This is a genomic window from Burkholderia oklahomensis C6786 (assembly GCF_000959365.1).
GTDB lineage: Bacteria > Pseudomonadota > Gammaproteobacteria > Burkholderiales > Burkholderiaceae > Burkholderia > Burkholderia oklahomensis.
This window is the reverse complement of record NZ_CP009556.1, coordinates 1,005,887-1,024,151: the sequence shown is the minus strand read 5'-3', so window position 1 is coordinate 1,024,151 and position 18,265 is coordinate 1,005,887. Positions and strand designations below refer to the sequence as shown.

Sequence of the window (18,265 nt, the reverse complement as noted above, 5' to 3'; positions counted from 1 at the left end):
GCGCGCAAGCGCCGGCCGCTTGCGCGCGCGTCGGCGTCGATCCGGGAGCGATACGTCAAGCGCTAGACGCTGCGCGGCAGCATCGACCGCAACGCGACGGACGGGTCCGCGAGATGCGCGGGATCCGGCGCGACGTGCGCCGTCATCAACCGCCGGCACGCGGCGATCTCGCGCCCCGCGTTGACCGCCGCGGCCGCTTCGAGCTCGCCGCGCGCATTCAGCGCGAACACGCAGAACGCGCCGTCATCCGGCGCCCCTCGCACGACGAGCGTCTGCTCGCCGCCGAAGAGGCCGAGCGTCTGCAAATTGCAGTCGTACTGATCGGACCATAGCCACGGCCATTCCGCGTAGGTTTCGCCGCCCCCTAGCATGTTCGCCGCCGCGACGGCCGGCTGGTTCTCCGCGACCTGCCACGATTCGATCCGCACGCGGCGGCCGACGAGCGGATTGAAATGCTGCGTGACCTCGCCCGCCGCGAAGATCGCCGGATCGGCGGTGCGGCACATCTCGTCGACGCATACGCCGTTGTCGACGTCGAGGCCCGCCGCCTGCGCGAGTTCGACGTTCGGCACGACGCCGATGCCGGCCACGACGACGTCGGCTTCGACGTCGCCCGCGCTCGTCTCGATGACGGCCGCGCCGTCCGCGCCGCGTCGAATCTGCTCGGGCAGCGCGGCGAGCCGCACGTCGACGCCGTGCCGCGTATGCAGCGCGAGCGCGAACGTGCCGATGATTTCCGGCATCCCGCGCTGAAGCAGGCGTTGCGCGGGATCGACGAGCGTCGCGCGGCAGCCGAGCCGCACCGCCGACGCGGCGACCTCGAGCCCGATGAAGCCGCCGCCCAGCACCGCGACGCGCTTGCCGGGCGCGAGCGCCGCGCGCAATGCGCGGGCGTCGGCAACGGTGCGCACGTAATGGACCGGCACGTCCGCGTCGACCGGGCCGGCGAAGCGCCGCACGCGCGAGCCGGTCGCGATCAGCAGACGCGCGTAGCCGACGCGCGCACCGTCGCTCAAGCACACCCGCTGCTCGGCGCGCTCGATCGCATCGACGCGCACGCCGAGCCGCAGCGCGATGTCGCGCTCGCGATACCACGCGGCGTCGCGCACGAACGCGCGGCGCTCGCCTTCGTCGCCGACGAGCGCGTCCTTCGACAGCACCGGCCGGTCGTACGGCAGCTCGGGCTCCGCGCCGATCATCACGATCCGCGCGGCCGGATCGCGTTCGCGCAGCGTCTCGGCCGCGCGGCGCGCCGCATGCCCGCCGCCCGCGATCAGATATGGATCACTCGTCGACATGGATCTCGACCTGTCCGTCGACGATGCGGATCGGATACGCGCGCACGGGCTCCGTCACGGGCGCGCATTTCGGCGCGCCCGTGCGGATGTCGAAGAGTCCCTGATGCAGCGGGCATTCGACGCAGCCGTCCTCGATGAAGCCTTCGGACAGCCGCGCATGTCCGTGCGTGCACAGGTCGTGCAGCGCGAACACGTCGTCGCCGATCCGGAACACCGCGACCGGCCTGTTGCCGACGACGCGCGCGGCCGGCTCGTCCTCGGTGAATTCGTCGAGCGCGCCGAGCGGATGCCACGCGGCGACGGTTTCGTTACTCATGCTTCGAACTCCTTGCGAGAATCAGATCGGCGTCGCGAGCAGCGTCTGCACGCGCGACGTGTCGTAGATCACGCGCTTCTTCCGATAGCGCAGTCCCTCGGCCGTGCGCACGACCGTGTCGTAATACTTGCCCGCCTGGTACACGCTCGATTCGCCGTCGCTGCGCGTCTGCACGACGACGTAGCTGCTCTCCGTCTCGATCTCGCCGTCCCGCGCGCCGACGATCGCGAGTCCGGACGTCATGTGCCGATACGTGTGCGCCTCGTAGATGTTCGCGTGGCGCAGCGACACGACCCGGTCGCGCAGCATCCGCCGGTTCGTGCAATGGACGATGCCGATCGGCAAGCCCATGTCCGCGTTTTCCTTCGGAACGATTTCGTACAGGCAGTCTTCGGTGAAAAGCTCCGGCCAGCGTTCGAGCCGGTCGTTGTCGAGATGGCCGATGTAGCGGTCCTGCAGCATGTGCAGCTCCAACCACACGCGGATGTCGTCGGTGATGTCGGTCATGTTCGTCTCCCGCCTCAATAGCCCATCAGCTTCTGGTAGCCGACCCAGAACTTGCGGATCAGGCTCTCGGTGATCGCCGTGTCCTCCTGGTCGGGATTGCCGCGCGACATCTCGATCACCGATGCCGCGTCCGCGTCGCGCACGGTGCCGCGCTGGACGAGCTCGGTCGCCTCGGTGTCCTCCATCGAGATGTAGCCCGCCGGCCCGACGAGGTTCGCCTGCTTGATCCGCAGATCGCGCAGCTCGGGCGTGTCGTCCGCGTAGCCGAAGAAGTGGAAGATCAGCTCGAAGTTCTTCGGCCCCTTCGGCAGCAGTTGCCGCGCGACGAGCGTGTTGTGGATCTGCTGGATCACGAGCTGCGGGAAGATCGGCTGGATGTGGTTCGTCGTGTCCTCGTCGTATTCGGACACGAGGCCGAGAATCGAATCGTCCTCGAGCGCAAAACCTTCGTCGAACGAACGGATGTTCTGCTGCTTGTACGCGCTCGCGGTGTCCGTGTCCTCGCGCGTCTTCGTCATCGTGATGATGCTGTGCAGCCCGTGCGCCGCGTCCGGAATCGAGCGCGCCTTCATCCCGACGCGGAAGATGTTGAACGTCGTATGGAACAGATGCAGCATGCTCGCGTGATACGGGTCCTTCACGTTCTCGAAGTACAGCTTCCAGTTCGACTTCGAATACTGGCGCGTGCAGCCGAGATACTCGATCGGCTTGTGGAAGATCCGGTCGATCCACGGCCGCATCTGCAGGCCGAGATAGTCGGGCAGCGGCGCGACGTCGTCGCTGAACGTCGCGAACACGAGGCCCTGGTAGCTGTCGACGCGCAGCTTGCGCAGCCCGTGATGCTTCGGATCGAAGTCCGCGGGCATCCCGGACATTCCCTTCTGGCCGCGCCTGAACGGCACGCCGAGCAGGTTGCCCTGGCTGTCGAAGCTCCACTGGTGGTACACGCACGTGTGCGAGCTCGCGTTGCCGCGCGCCTTGCGGCACACCTGCGCGCCGCGGTGCGCGCAGCGGTTCACCCACGCGGCGAGCGCGCCGTCCTCGCCGCGCGTGACGACGACGGGCGTGTCGCCGACGAACGTGCTCTTGAAGTCGCCCGGATTCGGGATCTCCGCCTCGAGCGCGACGAAATTCCACGTCGGACCGCGGAAGATCCGCTCCTGCTCGCGGTCGTACACCGCCTGCGAGCTGAACACCTTGTACGGCACGCGCGAGCCGTCGTCGCGCGGGAATCGCACGTCGGGCGAATCGGCGCGATCGATCAGCGATACTGGTGATTCGGTCAGTTCCATCGTTGTCTCCTGTTGATCGGCGTTGGCGCTTCAGCGCTTACTTCGATCCCATGCAAGATGCTTGCGATTGAGGCGGTCGACAATCCGCCTGACGGGACTGATTTTTGAAACGCTAGAATTCGCCGTCTATCCGGAAAGTGCGGTTGCGGCGGCGCAGTATCCACTTCCGGCGGATTTTCTGCGCTACGATGCGCGCATCAGACATGCCACCCGGCCGACGAGCAATATTCAGGACGCCGGCGCTTTATGCGAGGCAGACGATCATGCCCCCGACCCCATTCGATCCGCTCGCGCTGCGCGAGCACCGGCTGTTCGAATCGCGCGATCTCGACGAGACGCGCGAGCGGATCTCGCGCGTGATGCAGCCGCACGCGCTGCTGCCGGACGGCACGCGGCACGGGCCGTCGCACATGGATTTCGTGCGGCTCGGCGGGCTCGGAATCGGAACCATCGCGTTCGGCGACGCGATGCAGGTGCGCGTCGACGCGGTCGACGGCTACCACTTGCTGATGTTTTGTCTGACGGGTTGCGCGCAGGTCCGCACGATGGGCCGCGCGTTCGACGTCGACGGCCGCACGGGCGTGCTGTGCCCGCCCGGCGAGCCGTTCGCCGCGCACCTTTCCCGCGATTGCGAGCAGTTCGTCCTCCGTATCGATGCCGCGACGCTCGCCGCGCACATCGGCGATGCGGCGGCGTCGCTCGATCCGGTGATCGGCGTCGACGATTCGGCGCTGAGCGCGTGGATGCAGCAGTTGAAGCTCGTCGCGCGCTCGCCCGAGCTGCTCGCGAGCGCGAGCGCGAACCCGCGCGTCGCGGCGAGGCTCGAGCAATTGCTGCTCGACCTGCTGATCGACGGCCATCCGCCCGCCGCCGCGCCCGTGCGGCGCGCCGATCCGGCGCCGGGCTTCGTGCGGCGCGCGCAGGAATTCATCGACACCCAATTCGCGCAGCCGTTGCAGCTCGCGGAAATCGCGCAGGCGGCGGGCGTGCCGGAACGCACGCTGCGCGACGGCTTCCTGCAGTTTCGCGGCATGAGCCCGATGCAGTACCTGCGCAAGATGCGGCTCGACCACGCGCGCGAGCTGCTGCGCGCGGCGGCGCCCGACCGGCGGATCGCCGAGATCGCGCTCGACTGCGGCTTCGCGCACCTCGGCCGCTTCGCGATCGCGTACCGCGAGCGGTTCGGCGAGCTGCCGTCCTCGACGCTCGCCGACCAGCGCGACGCTTGAGCCCGCCCGCGCGCGGCGTCAGCGGCCCGCCATCAGCTCGCGCGCGAGCGAGCAGAACAGCTTGGTCGCGCGGCTTTCGTCGTGCAGCCGCCGGCTCAGGATGATCGGCGACGTCGCGACGGGCTCCGGCAGCGGCCGGTAGACGACGCCCTTCACTCTCACCCCATCGACGCTCTCCGGCACGAGCGACACCCCGACCTGCGCGGCGACGAGCCCGAGCGCCGTCTGCAGCTCGCGCACCTCGTGCACCGCCGCAGGCGCGAGACCGCCGTCGCGCAGCGCGGACAATTGCTGATCGGCAAAGCTCGGCCGCGGCGTACTCGGGTAAACGATCAGCGTCTGCCCGGCGATCTCCGCGAGCGAGAGCGGCGCGTCGGGCGCGGCGAGCGGATGCCCGTCCGGCAGCGCCGCGATCAGCCGCTCTTCGACGAGCACCTCGCGCACGAGCTGGTCGTCGTCGAAGCGCAGCCGGCCGAAGCCGATGTCGATCCGGCCGCCTTTCAGCGCGCCGAGCTGCTCGAGCGTGAACATTTCGATCAGCGACAGCTCGACGGCCGGCGCGGCCTCGCGGAACGCGCGGATCACGTCGGGCAGCGCGCCGTACAGCGTCGACGGCACGAAGCCGATCACGATCCGCTCGGCCGCCTGCGCGAGCCGGCGCGTGAGCGGCGCGAGCTCGTCGGCCTGCTCGAGCACGCGCCGCGCCTGCGCGTAGAACACCCGCCCCGCGTCGGTCAGCTTCAGCGGCCGCGCGCCGCGCTCGAAGAGCGGCAGGCCGATCTCGTCCTCGATCAGCTGCAGCTGGCGGCTGAGCGGCGGCTGCGTCATGTGCAGCCGTTGCGCGGCGCGCGTGATGTTCATCTCTTCGGCCACCGCGATGAAATACCGGAGCTGACGCAGTTCCATGCATACCTCGAAAGTATGGAAGTAGTCGGAAAGGGTGTTGGACGCCGTCGCGCGTTTGTTTCTACCATGTGTGCGACAGGAGGATTCCGATGATAGCAACAGGCATCACCATCGACCGAATCGAGACGCTGCTCGTCGATGTGCCGACGATCCGGCCGCACAAGCTGTCGGTCGCGACGATGAACTGCCAGACGCTCGTGCTCGTCCGCGTTCGATGCTCGGACGGTATCGAAGGCGTCGGCGAAGGCACGACGATCGGCGGCCTCGCGTACGGCGAGGAAAGCCCCGAGAGCATCAGGACGAACATCGACACCTATTTCGCGCCGCTGCTGCAAGGCGCGGACGCGACCCGCCCCGGCGCCGCGATGGCGCGCGTGCGCAAGCTGTTCCAGGGCAACCGCTTCGCGAAGTGCGCGCTCGAGACCGCGCTGTTCGATGCGCAGGCGCGCCGCCTCGGCGTGCCGCTGTCCGAGCTGTTCGGCGGCCGCGCGACCGATGCGCTCGACGTCGCGTGGACGCTCGCGAGCGGCGACACCGGCCGCGACATCGCGGAAGCCGAAGCGATGCTCGAAGCGCGCCGCCATCGCGCGTTCAAGCTGAAGATCGGCGCGCGCGCGGTCGTCGACGACGTCGCGCACGTGGTCGCGATCAAGCGCGCGCTCGGCGAGCGCGGCGACGTGCGCGTCGACGTGAACCAGGCGTGGACCGAAAGCGAAGCGGTGTGGGCAGACATGCGGCTCGCGGAAGCGGGCGTGAGCCTCGTCGAGCAGCCGATCGCCGCGACGAACCGCGCGGGCCTGAAACGCCTGACCGCGCTCGCGCACATCCCGATCATGGCCGACGAGGCGCTGCACGGCCCCGTCGACGCATTCGCGCTCGCGCGCGAGCGCGCGGCCGACGTGTTCGCGGTGAAGATCGCGCAATCGGGCGGCCTGCAGGGCGCCGCGGCCGTCGCGTCGATCGCGGCCGCGGCCGGCATCGACCTGTACGGCGGCACGATGCTCGAAGGCGCGGCCGGCACGATCGCGTCCGCGCAGCTCTTCAGCACGTTCGGCTCGCTCAAGTGGGGCACCGAGCTGTTCGGCCCGCTGCTGCTGACGGAGGAGATTCTGGTCGAGCCGCTGCGTTACGAGGATTTCAAGCTGCACCTGCCGGCCACCCCCGGTCTCGGCATCACTTTCGATTGGTCCCGCATCGAGCGGATGCGACGCCAGTCCCGCTGACCCACGCCTACATTCACTGATATTGGAGACGCAGATGAACAAGGAAGCCATCGACGCCCTGCTGAAGTCGTTCGACGACGCCGCGACGCAGCCCGGCAACCCGCGCGTACGCGCGATCGTCAACCGGATCGTGAAGGATCTGTTCCACACGATCGAGGATTTCGACGTGCAGCCGAGCGAATTCTGGACCGCGCTCAACTACCTGAACGAAGCGGGCAAGGAATTCGGCCTGATCGCGGCCGGCCTCGGCTTCGAGCGCTTCCTCGACGTGCGGATGGACGAAGCGGAAGCGAAGGCGGGCCTGCAAGGCGGCACGCCGCGCACGATCGAAGGGCCGCTGTACGTCGCCGGCGCGCCGGAATCGGTCGGCCATGCGCGTCTCGACGACGGCACGGATCCCGGCCAGACGCTCGTGATGCGCGGCCGCGTGCTCGGCGAAGACGGCAAGCCGCTCGCGAACGCGCTCGTCGAAGTATGGCATGCGAACCATCTCGGCAATTATTCGTACTTCGATCCGTCGCAGCCGGCGTTCAATCTGCGCCGCTCGATCCGCACCGACGCCGAAGGCCGCTACAGCTTCCGCAGCGTGCTGCCCGTCGGCTACAGCGTGCCGCCCGGCAGCAAGACCGAGCAGTTGCTCGACCAGCTCGGCCGCCACGGCCACCGTCCCGCGCACATCCATTTCTTCGTGTCGGCGCCCGGTCATCGCAAACTGACGACGCAGATCAACATCGAAGGCGACCCGCACATCTGGGACGACTTCGCGTTCGCGACGCGCGAAGGCCTGATTCCGAAGATCAAGCAGGCCGAAGGCGCGGAAGGCAAGCCTTACGGAATCGATGGCCAATTCGCGCTGATCGACTTCGACTTCTCACTGACGCATGCGCGCGGCAACGTGCCGGCGAGCGAAGTCGAGCGCGTTCGCGCGCAGGCGTGAACGGCATCGCCACAACGTTCATCACAAGGATCAAGCCATGCTGTTTCATGTGGAAATGACCGTCGAGCTGCCCGTCGACATCGATCCGGTCAAGGCCGCGAGCCTGAAGTCGGAAGAAAAGGAGATGGCGCAGCGGCTGCAGCGCGAAGGCGTGTGGCGGCACCTGTGGCGCATCGCGGGCCGCTACGCGAACGTCAGCGTCTTCGACGTCGAGAGTCCCGCGCATCTGCACGACGTGCTGAGCCAGCTCCCGCTCTTTCCGTACATGCGGATCGAAGTGCGCGCGCTGTGCCGGCATCCGTCGTCGATCCACGACGACGACCGCTGAGCGCCGCATCGCGTCGGCCGCGCGAAACGAAACGGGCGCACGGATGTTCCCCGTGCGCCCGCGCTTTTGCGCATGCGCCGGGGCCTACCCGGCGCATGCGAGATTCACGCTCAACGCGACATCATGTTCATGCCGACGTTGTGCATGACCCAAAGCGTGCCGACGATCAGGATCGCCGCCGTCAGCACCGTGTAGCTGAACGCCATCACGTTCCAGCGCTGGCCGGACGATGCGTTCATGTGCAGGAAATAGACGAGGTGCACGACGATCTGCACGAACGCAAGCGCCGCGAGCGCGATCAGCGACGCGTGCGACGACAGCGCGCCGCTCAGCACGAGCCCGAACGACGCCGCCGTCAACAGCACCGACAGGATGAATCCGGCGACGTAGCCGCCCACGGTGCCGTGCGCTTCGCCGTCGTGAGAGAGATGCGTATCGGTCATTTAGATCACGCTCGCGAGATAGACAAAGGTAAAGACGCAGATCCAGACGATGTCGAGGAAGTGCCAGAAAAGACTCAGGCAGGTGAGCCGGCGAATGTCGCGCTCGGTCAGCGCCGGGCGGCGCGTCGCCTGAAACGCGAGCACGGCCATCCACAAGAGGCCGATCGCGACGTGCAGCCCGTGCGTGCCGACGAGCGTGAAGAACGACGACAGGAACGCGCTGCGCTGCGGCCCCGCGCCTTCGGCGATCATGTGCGAGAACTCGCGCAGCTCGAGGCCGAGGAACGCCGCGCCGAGCACGAACGTCACCGCGAGCCAGCCGAGCAGCGCGCTTCGGCGGCCGCGCTGCGCGCCGATCATCGCGAAGCCGTACGTGATGCTGCTGACGAGCAGCAGCGCGGTCTCGATCGCGACGCCCGGGATGTCGAACAGGTCGACGGCCGTCGGGCCGCCCGCGAACTGATGCGCCATCACCGCGAACACGGCGAACAGCGCGGCGAAGATCACGCAGTCGGTCATCAGGTACAGCCAGAAACCGAACACCGAATGCGACGGCGGATGGTCGTGCGCAGCCTGATGATGAGCGGCGCTCACGGATTGATACGACATCAGTTTGCCTCCAGTTCGACTTCCGCCGGCCGTGCGACGAAGCGCGCGCCGCCGCGTTTTTCCTCGATCTTGCGCACGGTGTCGGCCGGGATGAAATAGCCGTCGCCGTCGCTCGCGCTATACGCGATCACCGTGACGACGATGCCGGCGAGCCCGACGATCGCGAGCCACCAGATGTGCCATACCGCCGCGAAGCCGAGCACCAGGCTGAACACGCCGACGAAGAGGCCCGCGCTCGTGTTCGACGGCATGTGGATGTCGCGATACTCCGCTTGCTTGCCGATGCCGAGGCCGCGCTCCTTGCGGTACGCGAACTCGTCGAGCGCGTGCACGGCCGGGATCGTCGCGAAGTTGTATGCGGGCGGCGGCGACGACGTCGCCCATTCGAGCGTGCGGCCGCCCCACGGATCGCCCGTGAAGTCGCGATTTTCGGGCAGCTTGCGATCGCGCAGGCTGACGACGAGCTGCAGCAGCTGGCATGCGATGCCGATCGCGATCAGCGCGGCGCCGAACGCGGCGACGACGAGCCACGGATGCCATGCCGGATTGTCGTAATGGTTCAGACGCCGCGTCATCCCCATGAAGCCGAGCACGTAGAGCGGCACGAACGCGACGTAGAAGCCGATCTGCCAGAACCAGAACGCGGCCTTGCCGAGCTTCTCGTTCAGCTTGAAGCCGAACACCTTCGGGAACCAGTAGTTGAAGCCCGCGAGATAACCGAACAGCACGCCGCCGATGATCACGTTGTGGAAGTGCGCGATCAGGAACAGGCTGTTGTGCAGCACGAAGTCCGCGCCGGGAATCGCCATCATCACGCCCGTCATCCCGCCGAGCGTGAACGTCACCATGAAGCCGATCGTCCACAGGATCGGCGTCGAGAACTCGAGCCGGCCGCGGTAGATCGTGAACAGCCAGTTGAACACCTTCACGCCGGTCGGGATCGCGATGATCATCGTCATAATCCCGAAAAACGCGTTGACGTTCGCGCCCGAGCCCATCGTGAAGAAGTGATGCAGCCAGACGAGGAACGACAGCACCATGATCGCGCAGCTCGCATAGACCATCGTCTTGTAGCCGAAGAGCGGCTTCTTCGCGTACGTCGCGACCACCTCCGAGAAGATCCCGAACGCGGGCAGGATCAGGATGTAAACCTCCGGATGGCCCCATGCCCAGATCAGGTTCAGATACAGCATCGCATTGCCGCCGGCATCGTTCGTGAAGAAGTGCATGCCGAGATAGCGGTCGAGGCCGAGCAGCGCGAGCGTGACCGTCAGGATCGGGAATGACGCCATGATCAGCACGTTCGTGCAGAGCGCGGTCCACGTGAACACCGGCATCTTCATCAGCGTCATGCCGGGCGCGCGCATCCGGATGATCGTCGCGAAGAAGTTGACGCCCGTCAGCAGCGTGCCGACGCCGGATATCTGCAGCGCCCACAGATAGTAGTCGACGCCGACGCCCGGACTGAACTGCAGCTCCGACAGCGGCGGATACGCGAGCCAGCCCGTCTGCGCGAATTCGCCGACCACGAGCGAGATGTTGATCAGGATCGCCGAGACCGCCGTCATCCAGAAGCTCAGCGAATTGATGAAAGGGAACGCGACGTCGCGCGCGCCGATCTGCAGCGGCACGATGACGTTCATCAGGCCGATCATGAACGTCATCGCCATGAAGAAGATCATGATGACGCCATGCGCGGTGAAGATCTGGTCGTAGTGATGCGGCGGCAGATAGCCGGGGCCGTTGTACGCGAGCGCGAGCTGCAGGCGCATCATCACGGCATCCGCGAAGCCGCGCAGCAGCATGATCAGCGCGACGATGATGTACATCACGCCGAGCTTCTTGTGGTCGACGGTCGTCAGCCACTCGGCCCACAGCCATTTCCAGCGCTTCGTATAGGTCAGCGCGCCCAGAATCGCGAGCACGACAAGCCCCATGAACGCGGCCGCGCCCATGATGATCGGCTGATCGAACGGGATCGCCGAAAGCGTCAATTTACCGAACATGCTTACCTCTTCGTCCGACAAGCGGCGTCCGTCAGGTCCAGGACGTGGCCGTCGTTGTACTTCGCGATGATGTTGTTGAACAGCCGGGGATCGACCGTCGAGTAGTAGCGCACCGGCTGCTTCTCGCTAGGCTGCGCGAGCTGCCTGTACGCGGTCATGTCGAGCCGCTCCGGCGACGCGCGCACCTTCGCGACCCACGCGTCGAACGCGTCGCGCGGCGTCGCGAGCGTGCGGAACTTCATGTCGGAGAAGCCGCGGCCGCTGTAGTTCGCCGACAGCCCGGCGAAGTCGCCCGGCTCGTCGGCGATCAGGTGCAGGCGCGTCTGCATGCCGGCCATCGCGTAGACCTGCGTGCCGAGCTGCGGAATGAAGAACGAATTCATCACCGAATCGGACGTGATCCGGAAATTGATCGGCGTGCCGACCGGCACCGCAAGTTGGTTCACCGAAGCAATGCCGAGGTCCGGATAGACGAACAGCCACTTCCAGTCGAGCGCGACGACCTCGACGTCGATCGGCTTCACCGACGATTCGAGCGGCCGATACGGATCGAGCTCGTGCGTGGTCTTCCACGTGAGAATGCCGAGGAACAGGATGATCAGCGACGGGACGGTCCAGATGACGATCTCGATCGCGGTCGAGTGCGCCCATTTCGGCGCGTAGGTCGCGTTGCGGTTCGACGCGCGGTAGCGCCACGCGAACAGCAGCGTCAGGAAGATCACCGGCACGACGACGATCAGCATCGCCCACGTTGACGTCGCGATCAGCGACTTCTCCGCGGCGCCGACCGCGCCTTTCGGATCGAGCACGTCGAGGCCGCAGCCGGACAGCGAGGCGAGCGCACCGACCGCCCCGAACAACGACAAGCTTTTGAAAGCCGTTCTATTCATCACGTTTGCCAGCATCAGATGTATCGCAGTCCGAGCGAACCGGCGGACGGCCGATTCGCGGAAGCGCTCGCATCATACGGCCGGCGAACTGGATGAAAATCCGTCAATGAAACAAATCATCTTTGCTGAAAATGACAGTGCGACACGTTGTCACACAAAATTTCGGCCGACGCACGGGCCATTTCCGATGCCCCGGATGCGAGTGCGCGCGTCGCCCGCGTCGACGGCGTCGACGGACGATGCGCGCTCGGACGGAATGCGGCGCATACCTCGAATGCATGAAAAGCGTCAGAGAAAATATTGGACACCGCGACGCTTCGGTTCCTACGATGCGCGCTTGCCGGCAAGCTCCACGCGCGTCGATGCGCGCGCTCACGAATGGCTTCCGCGTTCTCGCGGATCATTTCTTCAGGAGAACCACATGCTGTTTCACGTCGAGATGAACATCGATCTTCCGCCCGACATGAGTCCCGCCGAAGCGGCGAGCCTGAAATCGGAGGAGAGGGAGATGGCGCAACGGCTGCAGCGCGAAGGCGTGTGGCGGCATCTGTGGCGCGTCGCGGGCCGCCGCGCGAACGTCGGCGTCTTCGACGTCGAGAGCCCCGCGCATCTGCACGACGTGCTGAGCCGGCTGCCGCTCTTCCCGTACATGCGGATCGAAGTGCGCGCGCTGTGCCGGCATCCGTCGTCGATCCGCGACGACAGCGGCGAATGCACCGGCCGCCCGGCTGTCTATCGCGGCATGGACCGTGCGGCGCTCGACGCGGCGTACAACAACACGCAAGCCGTGCCCGATTTCCCCGCCATCTACGCGCGCTGCCGGGCGCGCAGCGCGGCCCTGTACGCCGCGCATCCGTGCGAACGCGACGTCGCCTACGGCGACGGCGCGCGTCAGCGCTTCGACCGCATCGCATGCGACCGGAACGATGCGCCGACCTTCGTATTCATTCACGGCGGCTACTGGCAGAACTGCACGAAAGAGGATTTCGCGTTCGTCGCGCAAGGGCCGCTCGCGCACGGCTTCGACGTCGTGCTTGCCGAATACACGCTCGCGCCCGACGCGACGATGACGCAGATCGTCGCCGAGATCGGCCGCCTGCTCGACCGGCTCCGCGACGATCCGCGCACACGCGGCCCGTTGTGCCTGAGCGGCCATTCCGCGGGCGGGCATCTCACCGCGCTATATCGGGCCCACCCCGCCGTCGGGTGGGCGCTGCCGATCAGCGCGCTCGTCGATCTGGAGCCGATCGCCCTCTGCTGGCTCGACGACAAGCTGCACCTCACGCCCGACGAGATCGAACGCTTCAGTCCGATCGACGCGACGGGCAGAGGCGCGCCGATGACGGTCGCCGTCGGTGCGGACGAGCTGCCCGAGCTCGTCCGCCATTCGCGCGAGTACGCGCTTGCGTGCGCGCAATGCGATCCTCGCACGCGCTATCTGCCGATCGCCGGCTGCTCGCATTTCTCCGTGCTCGACGAACTGGCCGCGCCCGACGGGGCGCTGACGCGTGCGCTCATCGAGCTGACGCGAACCGCATGACGCGCCCGCGAGCATGGGCGGACGCACGCCTCGCTCACAGCCGCGCGGCAAGTCTCGAACCTTGGTCGATCGCGCGCTTCGCATCGAGCTCGGCGGCCAGCTCCGCGCCGCCGATCAGATGCACCGACACGCCCGCCGCCTTCAACGGCTCGTACAGCGTGCGCTCGGATTCCTGCCCCGTGCACATCACGATCGTATCGGCCTCGATCACGGTCGGATCGGCGCGCTCCTTGCCGAACGTCACGTGCAACCCCTTGTCGTCGATCAGCTCGTAGTTCACGCCGCCGATCATCTCGACCTGCTTCATCTTCAGCGTCGCGCGGTGGATCCAGCCGGTCGTCTTGCCGAGCCCCTTGCCGAGCCCCGTCGCCTTCCGCTGCAGCAGCGTGACGCGGCGCGCGGGCGGCGCGATCTCGCCGCGCGTCACGCCGCCGCGCACGAGCGCGGGATCGGTGACGCCCCATTCGGCCTTCCACGCGTCGAGATCGAGCGTCGGCGATTCGCCGTCCTGAACGAGAAACTCGGAGACGTCGAAGCCGATCCCGCCCGCGCCGACCACCGCGACGCGCGCGCCGACCGGCTTGTTGCGAGCGAGCACGTCGATGTAGGACAGCACCTTCGGATGATCCTGGCCCGGAATGCGCGGATTGCGCGGCGTGACGCCGGTCGCGAGCACGACGTCGTCGTAGCCGGCCGCGATCAGCTCGGCCGCGTCGACGCGGCGGCTCAGTCGTAGCTGCACGCCCGTCAGTTCGATCTGTCGTGCGAAGTAACGCAGCGCCTCGTGGAATTCCTCCTTGCCCGGAATGCGCTTCGCCATGTTGAACTGGCCGCCGATCTCGGCTGCCGCATCGAACAGCTCGACGCGATGCCCGCGCTGCGCGAGCACGGTCGCGCACGCGAGGCCGGCGGGCCCCGCGCCGATCACCGCGACCCGCTTCGCGTTCGCCGCGCGCGCATAGATCAGGTCCGATTCGTGACACGCGCGCGGATTCAGCAAGCACGATGCGATCTGGTTCTTGAACGCGTGATCGAGGCATGCCTGATTGCAGCCGATGCACGTGTTGATCTCGTCGACGCGCCCTTCGGCCGCCTTGTTCACGAACTCGGCGTCGGCGAGGAACGGCCGCGCCATCGACACCATGTCCGCGCAGCCGTCCGCGAGAATCCGCTCGGCGACTTCCGGCCGATTGATCCGGTTCGTCGTCACGAGCGGAATGCCGACCTCGCCCTTCATCTTCTTCGTGACCCATGCGAACGCGCCGCGCGGCACCGACGTCGCGATCGTCGGCACGCGCGCCTCGTGCCAGCCGATGCCGGTGTTGATCAGCGTCGCGCCCGCGCGCTCGACCGCCTTCGCGAGCAGCACGACTTCGTTCCAGTCGCTGCCGTCCGGAATCAGATCGAGCATCGACAGCCGATAGATGATGATGAAGTCGCGGCCGACCGCTTCGCGGGTGCGCTCGACGATCTCGACCGGCAATCGCATCCGGTTCGCATACGAGCCGCCCCATTCGTCGGTGCGCTTGTTCGTGTGCAGCGAGATGAACTGGTTGATCAGATAGCCTTCGGAGCCCATGATCTCGACGCCGTCGTAGCCGGCGTCGCGCGCGAGCCGCGCGCAGCGCACGAACGCGCGGATCTGCCGTTCGATGCCGCGCGCGGTCAGCTCGTGCGGCGTGAACGGCGAGATCGGCGACTTGAGCCGCGTCGGCGCGACCGCGAACGGGTGATAGCCGTAGCGGCCCGTATGCAGGATCTGCAGCGCGATCTTGCCGCCTTCCGCGTGCACCGCGTCCGGAATCACGCGATGCCGGCGCGCGGCCGAGTCGGTCGACAGCGTGCCGCCGAACGGTTTCGTCCAGCCGGCGACGTTCGGCGCGAAGCCGCCCGTGACGATCAGGCCGACGCCGCCGCGCGCGCGCTCGGCGAAATAGTCGGCGAGACGCGGCAGCGTCTTGCGGCTGTCTTCGAGGCCCGTGTGCATCGACCCCATCAGCACGCGGTTGCGCAGCGTCGTGAAGCCGAGATCGAGCGGGGCGAGCAGGTGCGGAAACGGAGTCGTCATCGCGTATCGTGGGAAGTATCGGGATCCTGACATCGTAGGCGCGCACACCGCTTGTCCGTGAGGGGTCAAACAGCCATAATGCTTGTCATTTCTGGCCAATCTTGGCCATTCCCGGCCCGTTCACGACACGATGACGCGGCGATCGACGAAAGACCATCTGGGCCTGCGCCGGCCGACGATTCCGGTCGCGTACCTGCGGCACCTGCTGAAGGTGTTCGAGGAGCGCGGCATCGATGCGCGCGACGCCCGCGCGGGCACCGGCCTGCGCGACGACGTGCTCGGCGAGCCGGACGCGCGCGTCGCGCCGTCGCAATGGGGCCGGCTCGTGCTGAACGCGATCCGGCTGAGCGGCGACGAGGGGATCGGCTTCGAGCTCGGGCTGCGGCTGCGGATGTCGGTGCACGGCTTTCTCGGCTACGCGGCGCTGACGGCGGCCGACTTGCGCGCGTCGCTGCTCGTGAACGCGCGCTATTTCCGGATGCGCAACCGGCAATACCGGCTGCAGTACGCGGAGCGCGACGACGGCGCGACGCTCGCGCTGCACGGCGTGCAGGCGAGCCCGGTGCTGCAGCATCACGCGATGTTCGAGATCGTGCTGACCGGGATCGCGCAGAACGTCGGCACGGTGACGGGGCGCGCCGCCCCGCCGATCGAGCTGCAGTTCGCGTGGCCGGAGCCCGACTACTACGCGCGCTACCGCAACCGGCTGCCGCCCGTGCGCTTCGACTGCGCGGCGAACGCGCTGTGGGTGTCGCGCGACGCGCTCGACTGGCCGCTGCCGATGGCGGACGAAGTCGCGCACCAGCAGGCGCTCGCACAGGTCGAGCGCGAATACGCGGACGTGCGCCACGAAGAAGGCGATCTCGTCGCGCGCGTGCGCGCGGAGCTCACGCTGTCGGCGCACGGCTATCCGGGGCCCGACGAGCTCGCGAAGCGGCTGTTGACGTCGACGCGCACGCTGCGGCGGCGCCTGCTCGATGCGGGTTCCGGCTATCGCGCGCTCGTCGACGAAGCGCGGCTGCGCGACGCGCGCCGGCTGTTGCGCGCGTCCGACCTCGACCTGAAGACGATCGCAGAACGCCTGCAGTTCACCGATCCGGCGAACTTCACGCGCGCGTTCCGCAAGTGGACGGGGCAAACGCCCAGCGCGTATCGGGGGGCGGCGGGCGAAGCCGAGCCGTGAACGGCGCACGCGCGCGCTCGCGTTCATGGCATGACCGCATCGCTCGCCTATCTCCGCGCGGCCGCGAGCAGGCGCTGCGCGAGCCACGCGAGTTCCGGCCGGCGCTCGAGCTTCGCGGTCGCGGATGCGCGGCGACGTTGCCCACCCAGCGCGTGCCGACGCACATGCACGACGACTTCGCGTCGTCCGCAATCGCGTCGATCCCGAGCCGCTCTCTCAAGCCCGTCCAGCCGCGCGGCGTGACCTGCACCTCACGCGACGACGCAACGCGCCGCAGCCATCCGCGCTCGCACAGGCAGCGCATCAACTGCGTGCCGAGCGGGCCCGCCAAATGATGCCGGCGCTCGATCGAATCGAGACATTGGGTCGCGATGCCTCGCCGGCCCGCGACCAGGCCGTCGACGTCGACGCCCAGCTCCGAGAACCACGCGCGGCCCGCCGGCGTGACGTCGAAGCGCTTGTCCGACGCCGCCGCGAGCAAGCCGAGCGTCTGCATCCGCTGCGTCACCGCGACGCCCACGCGCCCCGCGAGATGGTCGTAGCAGCAGCGCGCGAAGCGCAGGCGCTGCATCCCCGCGCGCGGGCGCGGCGGCGACGTCCTGCAAGGCAGCGCGGCAATCCGCACGTTCTTCGCGGCCGGATTCCGGCAACTGCCGAACGAGCTCGCACGCTGGCATCGCACCGACACGTTCTTCACGAACGGCCGTCAATTGATCTGGGAATATCCGCACGAAACGCCGCAGGGCGATCAGGTCGGCTTGATCGAATCGATCGACGTCGTCGGCGCGCGCATCGCGCGCCACCGGGTCTATTGGGGCTGGGTCGGATTGCGGACGCTCGTCGCGGCGATGAAGCGCGCCGAACCGGCTGCGTGACGCAGCGGCGTTCGGCGCGAAAGGAAAAAGACAGCCCGCCGCGCGGCCGGCGACGCATGCTGCTGCATCCGGGTGCAAAGCGCGCATCCGCATGCCGACTCACCGGCACGACAGCGGATTCGAGCGCACGGCCCGAGCAGATTCGACATGCGCGCCGTGAACCGATGCGTACCGATACGCATCGGTCGTTCCGTCGACGCTACGCTTGGCGCGGCGCGTCGACGGGCGGCGTGCCGTCGTGGAAAAGCGTCTTCAGCTGAGCGCGCAACTCCGGCGAATCGGCGTGGTGATGAACCGTGACCGCGTGCTGCACGGCCGCGTCCAGCAATTCGTCGTCCGAATCGGCCGACATTGCGACGGTGCAGTGCATTTCGCTCGGAAATTCCCGGCAATCGATGTATTTGCGAGCCATGACGCCCTCCTCGCATGAGACGTGAAGCGATCTGACGATCGAACTTCCCCCGGGGTGTATCGCGTCGAAAACGACGATGCTGCGCATTGGATGAAGTTATGGTTGGATTCTAGGTCACGGCGAAACGGTTTGTTTGGCTAACGAACGTCGAGCGCGAACGCGCCGCGCATCATGCGCCCGCAAGCCGATCTCCGGCTCGGCCG

General features: G+C 67.4%; 19 protein-coding genes and 1 pseudogene. 8 read left to right on the top strand and 12 right to left on the bottom strand.

What is annotated here, in order from left to right; all coding sequences use genetic code 11:
• Positions 1–62: 62 nt before the first annotated feature.
• Genes andAa through andAc form a run of 4 tightly spaced genes read right to left on the bottom strand, consistent with a single transcriptional unit; the run spans position 63 to position 3,413 of the window.
• Positions 63–1,298, bottom strand: coding sequence for an anthranilate 1,2-dioxygenase system ferredoxin--NAD(+) reductase (gene andAa / locus BG90_RS22455; RefSeq protein ID WP_010120366.1), 1,236 nt, complete (start codon positions 1,296–1,298; stop codon positions 63–65).
• Positions 1,285–1,614 (bottom strand): anthranilate 1,2-dioxygenase ferredoxin subunit AndAb, encoded by a 330-nt coding sequence (andAb, locus tag BG90_RS22450; protein WP_010110334.1) that lies wholly within the window; start codon positions 1,612–1,614, stop codon positions 1,285–1,287. The genes andAa and andAb overlap by 14 nt, the downstream gene beginning before the upstream one ends.
• A 21-nt stretch (positions 1,615–1,635) precedes the next feature.
• Entirely contained in the window at positions 1,636–2,121 is a 486-nt protein-coding gene (andAd, locus tag BG90_RS22445) for an anthranilate 1,2-dioxygenase small subunit AndAd (RefSeq protein WP_010120368.1), read from the bottom strand.
• A 14-nt stretch (positions 2,122–2,135) separates the two neighbouring features.
• A complete protein-coding gene (gene andAc, locus BG90_RS22440) occupies positions 2,136–3,413 on the bottom strand; it encodes an anthranilate 1,2-dioxygenase large subunit AndAc (RefSeq protein WP_010120370.1) in 1,278 nt (425 codons plus the stop codon).
• 203 nt (positions 3,414–3,616) lie between these two features.
• On the opposite strand from andAc, the gene andR reads away from it, so the two are divergent.
• Positions 3,617–4,642 carry an anthranilate 1,2-dioxygenase regulatory protein AndR gene (gene andR, locus BG90_RS22435; RefSeq protein ID WP_038802110.1) on the top strand — a complete coding sequence of 342 codons (1,026 nt, stop codon included), beginning with the start codon at positions 3,617–3,619 and terminating at the stop codon, positions 4,640–4,642.
• A gap of 18 nt (positions 4,643–4,660) precedes the next feature.
• Here the strand turns inward: andR and BG90_RS22430 are convergent, their stop codons facing one another.
• Entirely contained in the window at positions 4,661–5,548 is an 888-nt protein-coding gene (locus BG90_RS22430; RefSeq protein WP_010120373.1) for a LysR family transcriptional regulator, read from the bottom strand.
• Between the two features lie 89 nt (positions 5,549–5,637).
• Between BG90_RS22430 and BG90_RS22425 the strand changes: the two genes are divergently transcribed.
• Genes BG90_RS22425 through catC (BG90_RS22415) form a run of 3 tightly spaced genes read left to right on the top strand, consistent with a single transcriptional unit; the run spans position 5,638 to position 8,036 of the window.
• Positions 5,638–6,771 (top strand): muconate/chloromuconate family cycloisomerase, encoded by a 1,134-nt coding sequence (locus BG90_RS22425; RefSeq protein ID WP_010120375.1) that lies wholly within the window; start codon positions 5,638–5,640, stop codon positions 6,769–6,771.
• A gap of 34 nt (positions 6,772–6,805) precedes the next feature.
• Positions 6,806–7,708, top strand: a complete 903-nt coding sequence (gene catA, locus BG90_RS22420; protein WP_010120377.1) for a catechol 1,2-dioxygenase — start codon at positions 6,806–6,808, stop codon at positions 7,706–7,708.
• A 37-nt stretch (positions 7,709–7,745) separates the two neighbouring features.
• Positions 7,746–8,036 carry a muconolactone Delta-isomerase gene (catC, locus tag BG90_RS22415; protein WP_010110341.1) on the top strand — a complete coding sequence of 97 codons (291 nt, stop codon included), beginning with the start codon at positions 7,746–7,748 and terminating at the stop codon, positions 8,034–8,036.
• 110 nt (positions 8,037–8,146) lie between these two features.
• Here the strand turns inward: catC (BG90_RS22415) and cyoD are convergent, their stop codons facing one another.
• Genes cyoD through cyoA form a run of 4 tightly spaced genes read right to left on the bottom strand, consistent with a single transcriptional unit; the run spans position 8,147 to position 11,984 of the window.
• The gene (gene cyoD / locus BG90_RS22410) at positions 8,147–8,479 is read right to left on the bottom strand and encodes a cytochrome o ubiquinol oxidase subunit IV (protein ID WP_010110343.1); all 333 of its coding nucleotides are present in this window, start codon (positions 8,477–8,479) and stop codon (positions 8,147–8,149) included.
• On the bottom strand, positions 8,480–9,088 hold the full coding sequence (gene cyoC / locus BG90_RS22405) for a cytochrome o ubiquinol oxidase subunit III (RefSeq protein WP_010120380.1): 609 nt from the start codon (positions 9,086–9,088) through the stop codon (positions 8,480–8,482).
• Positions 9,088–11,094: a cytochrome o ubiquinol oxidase subunit I gene (gene cyoB, locus BG90_RS22400; RefSeq protein ID WP_045568398.1), complete on the bottom strand. Its 2,007-nt coding sequence runs from the start codon at positions 11,092–11,094 to the stop codon at positions 9,088–9,090. Before cyoB ends, cyoC begins: the two co-directional genes overlap by 1 nt.
• Before the next feature lie 2 nt (positions 11,095–11,096).
• Entirely contained in the window at positions 11,097–11,984 is an 888-nt protein-coding gene (cyoA, locus tag BG90_RS22395) for a ubiquinol oxidase subunit II (RefSeq protein WP_045568546.1), read from the bottom strand.
• A gap of 421 nt (positions 11,985–12,405) precedes the next feature.
• Here cyoA and catC (BG90_RS37460) point away from each other — a divergent pair.
• A pseudogene (catC, locus tag BG90_RS37460) lies at positions 12,406–12,687 on the top strand (muconolactone Delta-isomerase); the annotation flags it as partial.
• 39 nt (positions 12,688–12,726) lie between these two features.
• Entirely contained in the window at positions 12,727–13,524 is a 798-nt protein-coding gene (locus BG90_RS22390; RefSeq protein ID WP_025990357.1) for an alpha/beta hydrolase, read from the top strand.
• 34 nt (positions 13,525–13,558) lie between these two features.
• Here BG90_RS22390 and BG90_RS22385 read toward each other — a convergent pair whose 3' ends face one another.
• Entirely contained in the window at positions 13,559–15,592 is a 2,034-nt protein-coding gene (locus tag BG90_RS22385; protein WP_010120400.1) for an NADPH-dependent 2,4-dienoyl-CoA reductase, read from the bottom strand.
• Positions 15,593–15,722: 130 nt separating this feature from the next.
• Between BG90_RS22385 and BG90_RS22380 the strand changes: the two genes are divergently transcribed.
• Positions 15,723–16,775 (top strand): AraC family transcriptional regulator, encoded by a 1,053-nt coding sequence (locus BG90_RS22380; RefSeq protein ID WP_010110355.1) that lies wholly within the window; start codon positions 15,723–15,725, stop codon positions 16,773–16,775.
• Here BG90_RS22380 and BG90_RS37455 read toward each other — a convergent pair.
• Positions 16,699–17,472: a hypothetical protein gene (locus BG90_RS37455; RefSeq protein WP_010120401.1), complete on the bottom strand. Its 774-nt coding sequence runs from the start codon at positions 17,470–17,472 to the stop codon at positions 16,699–16,701. The two genes, BG90_RS22380 and BG90_RS37455, sit on opposite strands and share 77 nt — an antisense overlap.
• A gap of 13 nt (positions 17,473–17,485) precedes the next feature.
• Between BG90_RS37455 and BG90_RS38085 the strand changes: the two genes are divergently transcribed.
• The gene (locus BG90_RS38085) at positions 17,486–17,650 is read left to right on the top strand and encodes a hypothetical protein (RefSeq protein ID WP_010120403.1); all 165 of its coding nucleotides are present in this window, start codon (positions 17,486–17,488) and stop codon (positions 17,648–17,650) included.
• Between the two features lie 199 nt (positions 17,651–17,849).
• On the opposite strand, the gene BG90_RS22370 is transcribed toward BG90_RS38085, so the two are convergent.
• Complete coding sequence (locus tag BG90_RS22370) at positions 17,850–18,062, bottom strand: DUF1059 domain-containing protein (RefSeq protein WP_010110360.1); 213 nt, start codon at positions 18,060–18,062, stop codon at positions 17,850–17,852.
• Positions 18,063–18,265: the final 203 nt, after the last annotated feature.

Coding starts and splice junctions, on each gene's coding strand:
- andAa (WP_010120366.1), bottom strand. CDS start 1,298: ATGTCGACGAGTGATCCATATCTGATCGCGGGCGGCGGGCATGCGGCG.
- andAb (WP_010110334.1), bottom strand. CDS start 1,614: ATGAGTAACGAAACCGTCGCCGCGTGGCATCCGCTCGGCGCGCTCGAC.
- andAd (WP_010120368.1), bottom strand. CDS start 2,121: ATGACCGACATCACCGACGACATCCGCGTGTGGTTGGAGCTGCACATG.
- andAc (WP_010120370.1), bottom strand. CDS start 3,413: ATGGAACTGACCGAATCACCAGTATCGCTGATCGATCGCGCCGATTCG.
- andR (WP_038802110.1), top strand. CDS start 3,617: ATGCCACCCGGCCGACGAGCAATATTCAGGACGCCGGCGCTTTATGCG.
- BG90_RS22430 (WP_010120373.1), bottom strand. CDS start 5,548: ATGGAACTGCGTCAGCTCCGGTATTTCATCGCGGTGGCCGAAGAGATG.
- BG90_RS22425 (WP_010120375.1), top strand. CDS start 5,638: ATGATAGCAACAGGCATCACCATCGACCGAATCGAGACGCTGCTCGTC.
- catA (WP_010120377.1), top strand. CDS start 6,806: ATGAACAAGGAAGCCATCGACGCCCTGCTGAAGTCGTTCGACGACGCC.
- catC (WP_010110341.1), top strand. CDS start 7,746: ATGCTGTTTCATGTGGAAATGACCGTCGAGCTGCCCGTCGACATCGAT.
- cyoD (WP_010110343.1), bottom strand. CDS start 8,479: ATGACCGATACGCATCTCTCTCACGACGGCGAAGCGCACGGCACCGTG.
- cyoC (WP_010120380.1), bottom strand. CDS start 9,088: ATGTCGTATCAATCCGTGAGCGCCGCTCATCATCAGGCTGCGCACGAC.
- cyoB (WP_045568398.1), bottom strand. CDS start 11,094: ATGTTCGGTAAATTGACGCTTTCGGCGATCCCGTTCGATCAGCCGATC.
- cyoA (WP_045568546.1), bottom strand. CDS start 11,984: ATGAATAGAACGGCTTTCAAAAGCTTGTCGTTGTTCGGGGCGGTCGGT.
- BG90_RS22390 (WP_025990357.1), top strand. CDS start 12,727: ATGGACCGTGCGGCGCTCGACGCGGCGTACAACAACACGCAAGCCGTG.
- BG90_RS22385 (WP_010120400.1), bottom strand. CDS start 15,592: ATGACGACTCCGTTTCCGCACCTGCTCGCCCCGCTCGATCTCGGCTTC.
- BG90_RS22380 (WP_010110355.1), top strand. CDS start 15,723: ATGACGCGGCGATCGACGAAAGACCATCTGGGCCTGCGCCGGCCGACG.
- BG90_RS22370 (WP_010110360.1), bottom strand. CDS start 18,062: ATGGCTCGCAAATACATCGATTGCCGGGAATTTCCGAGCGAAATGCAC.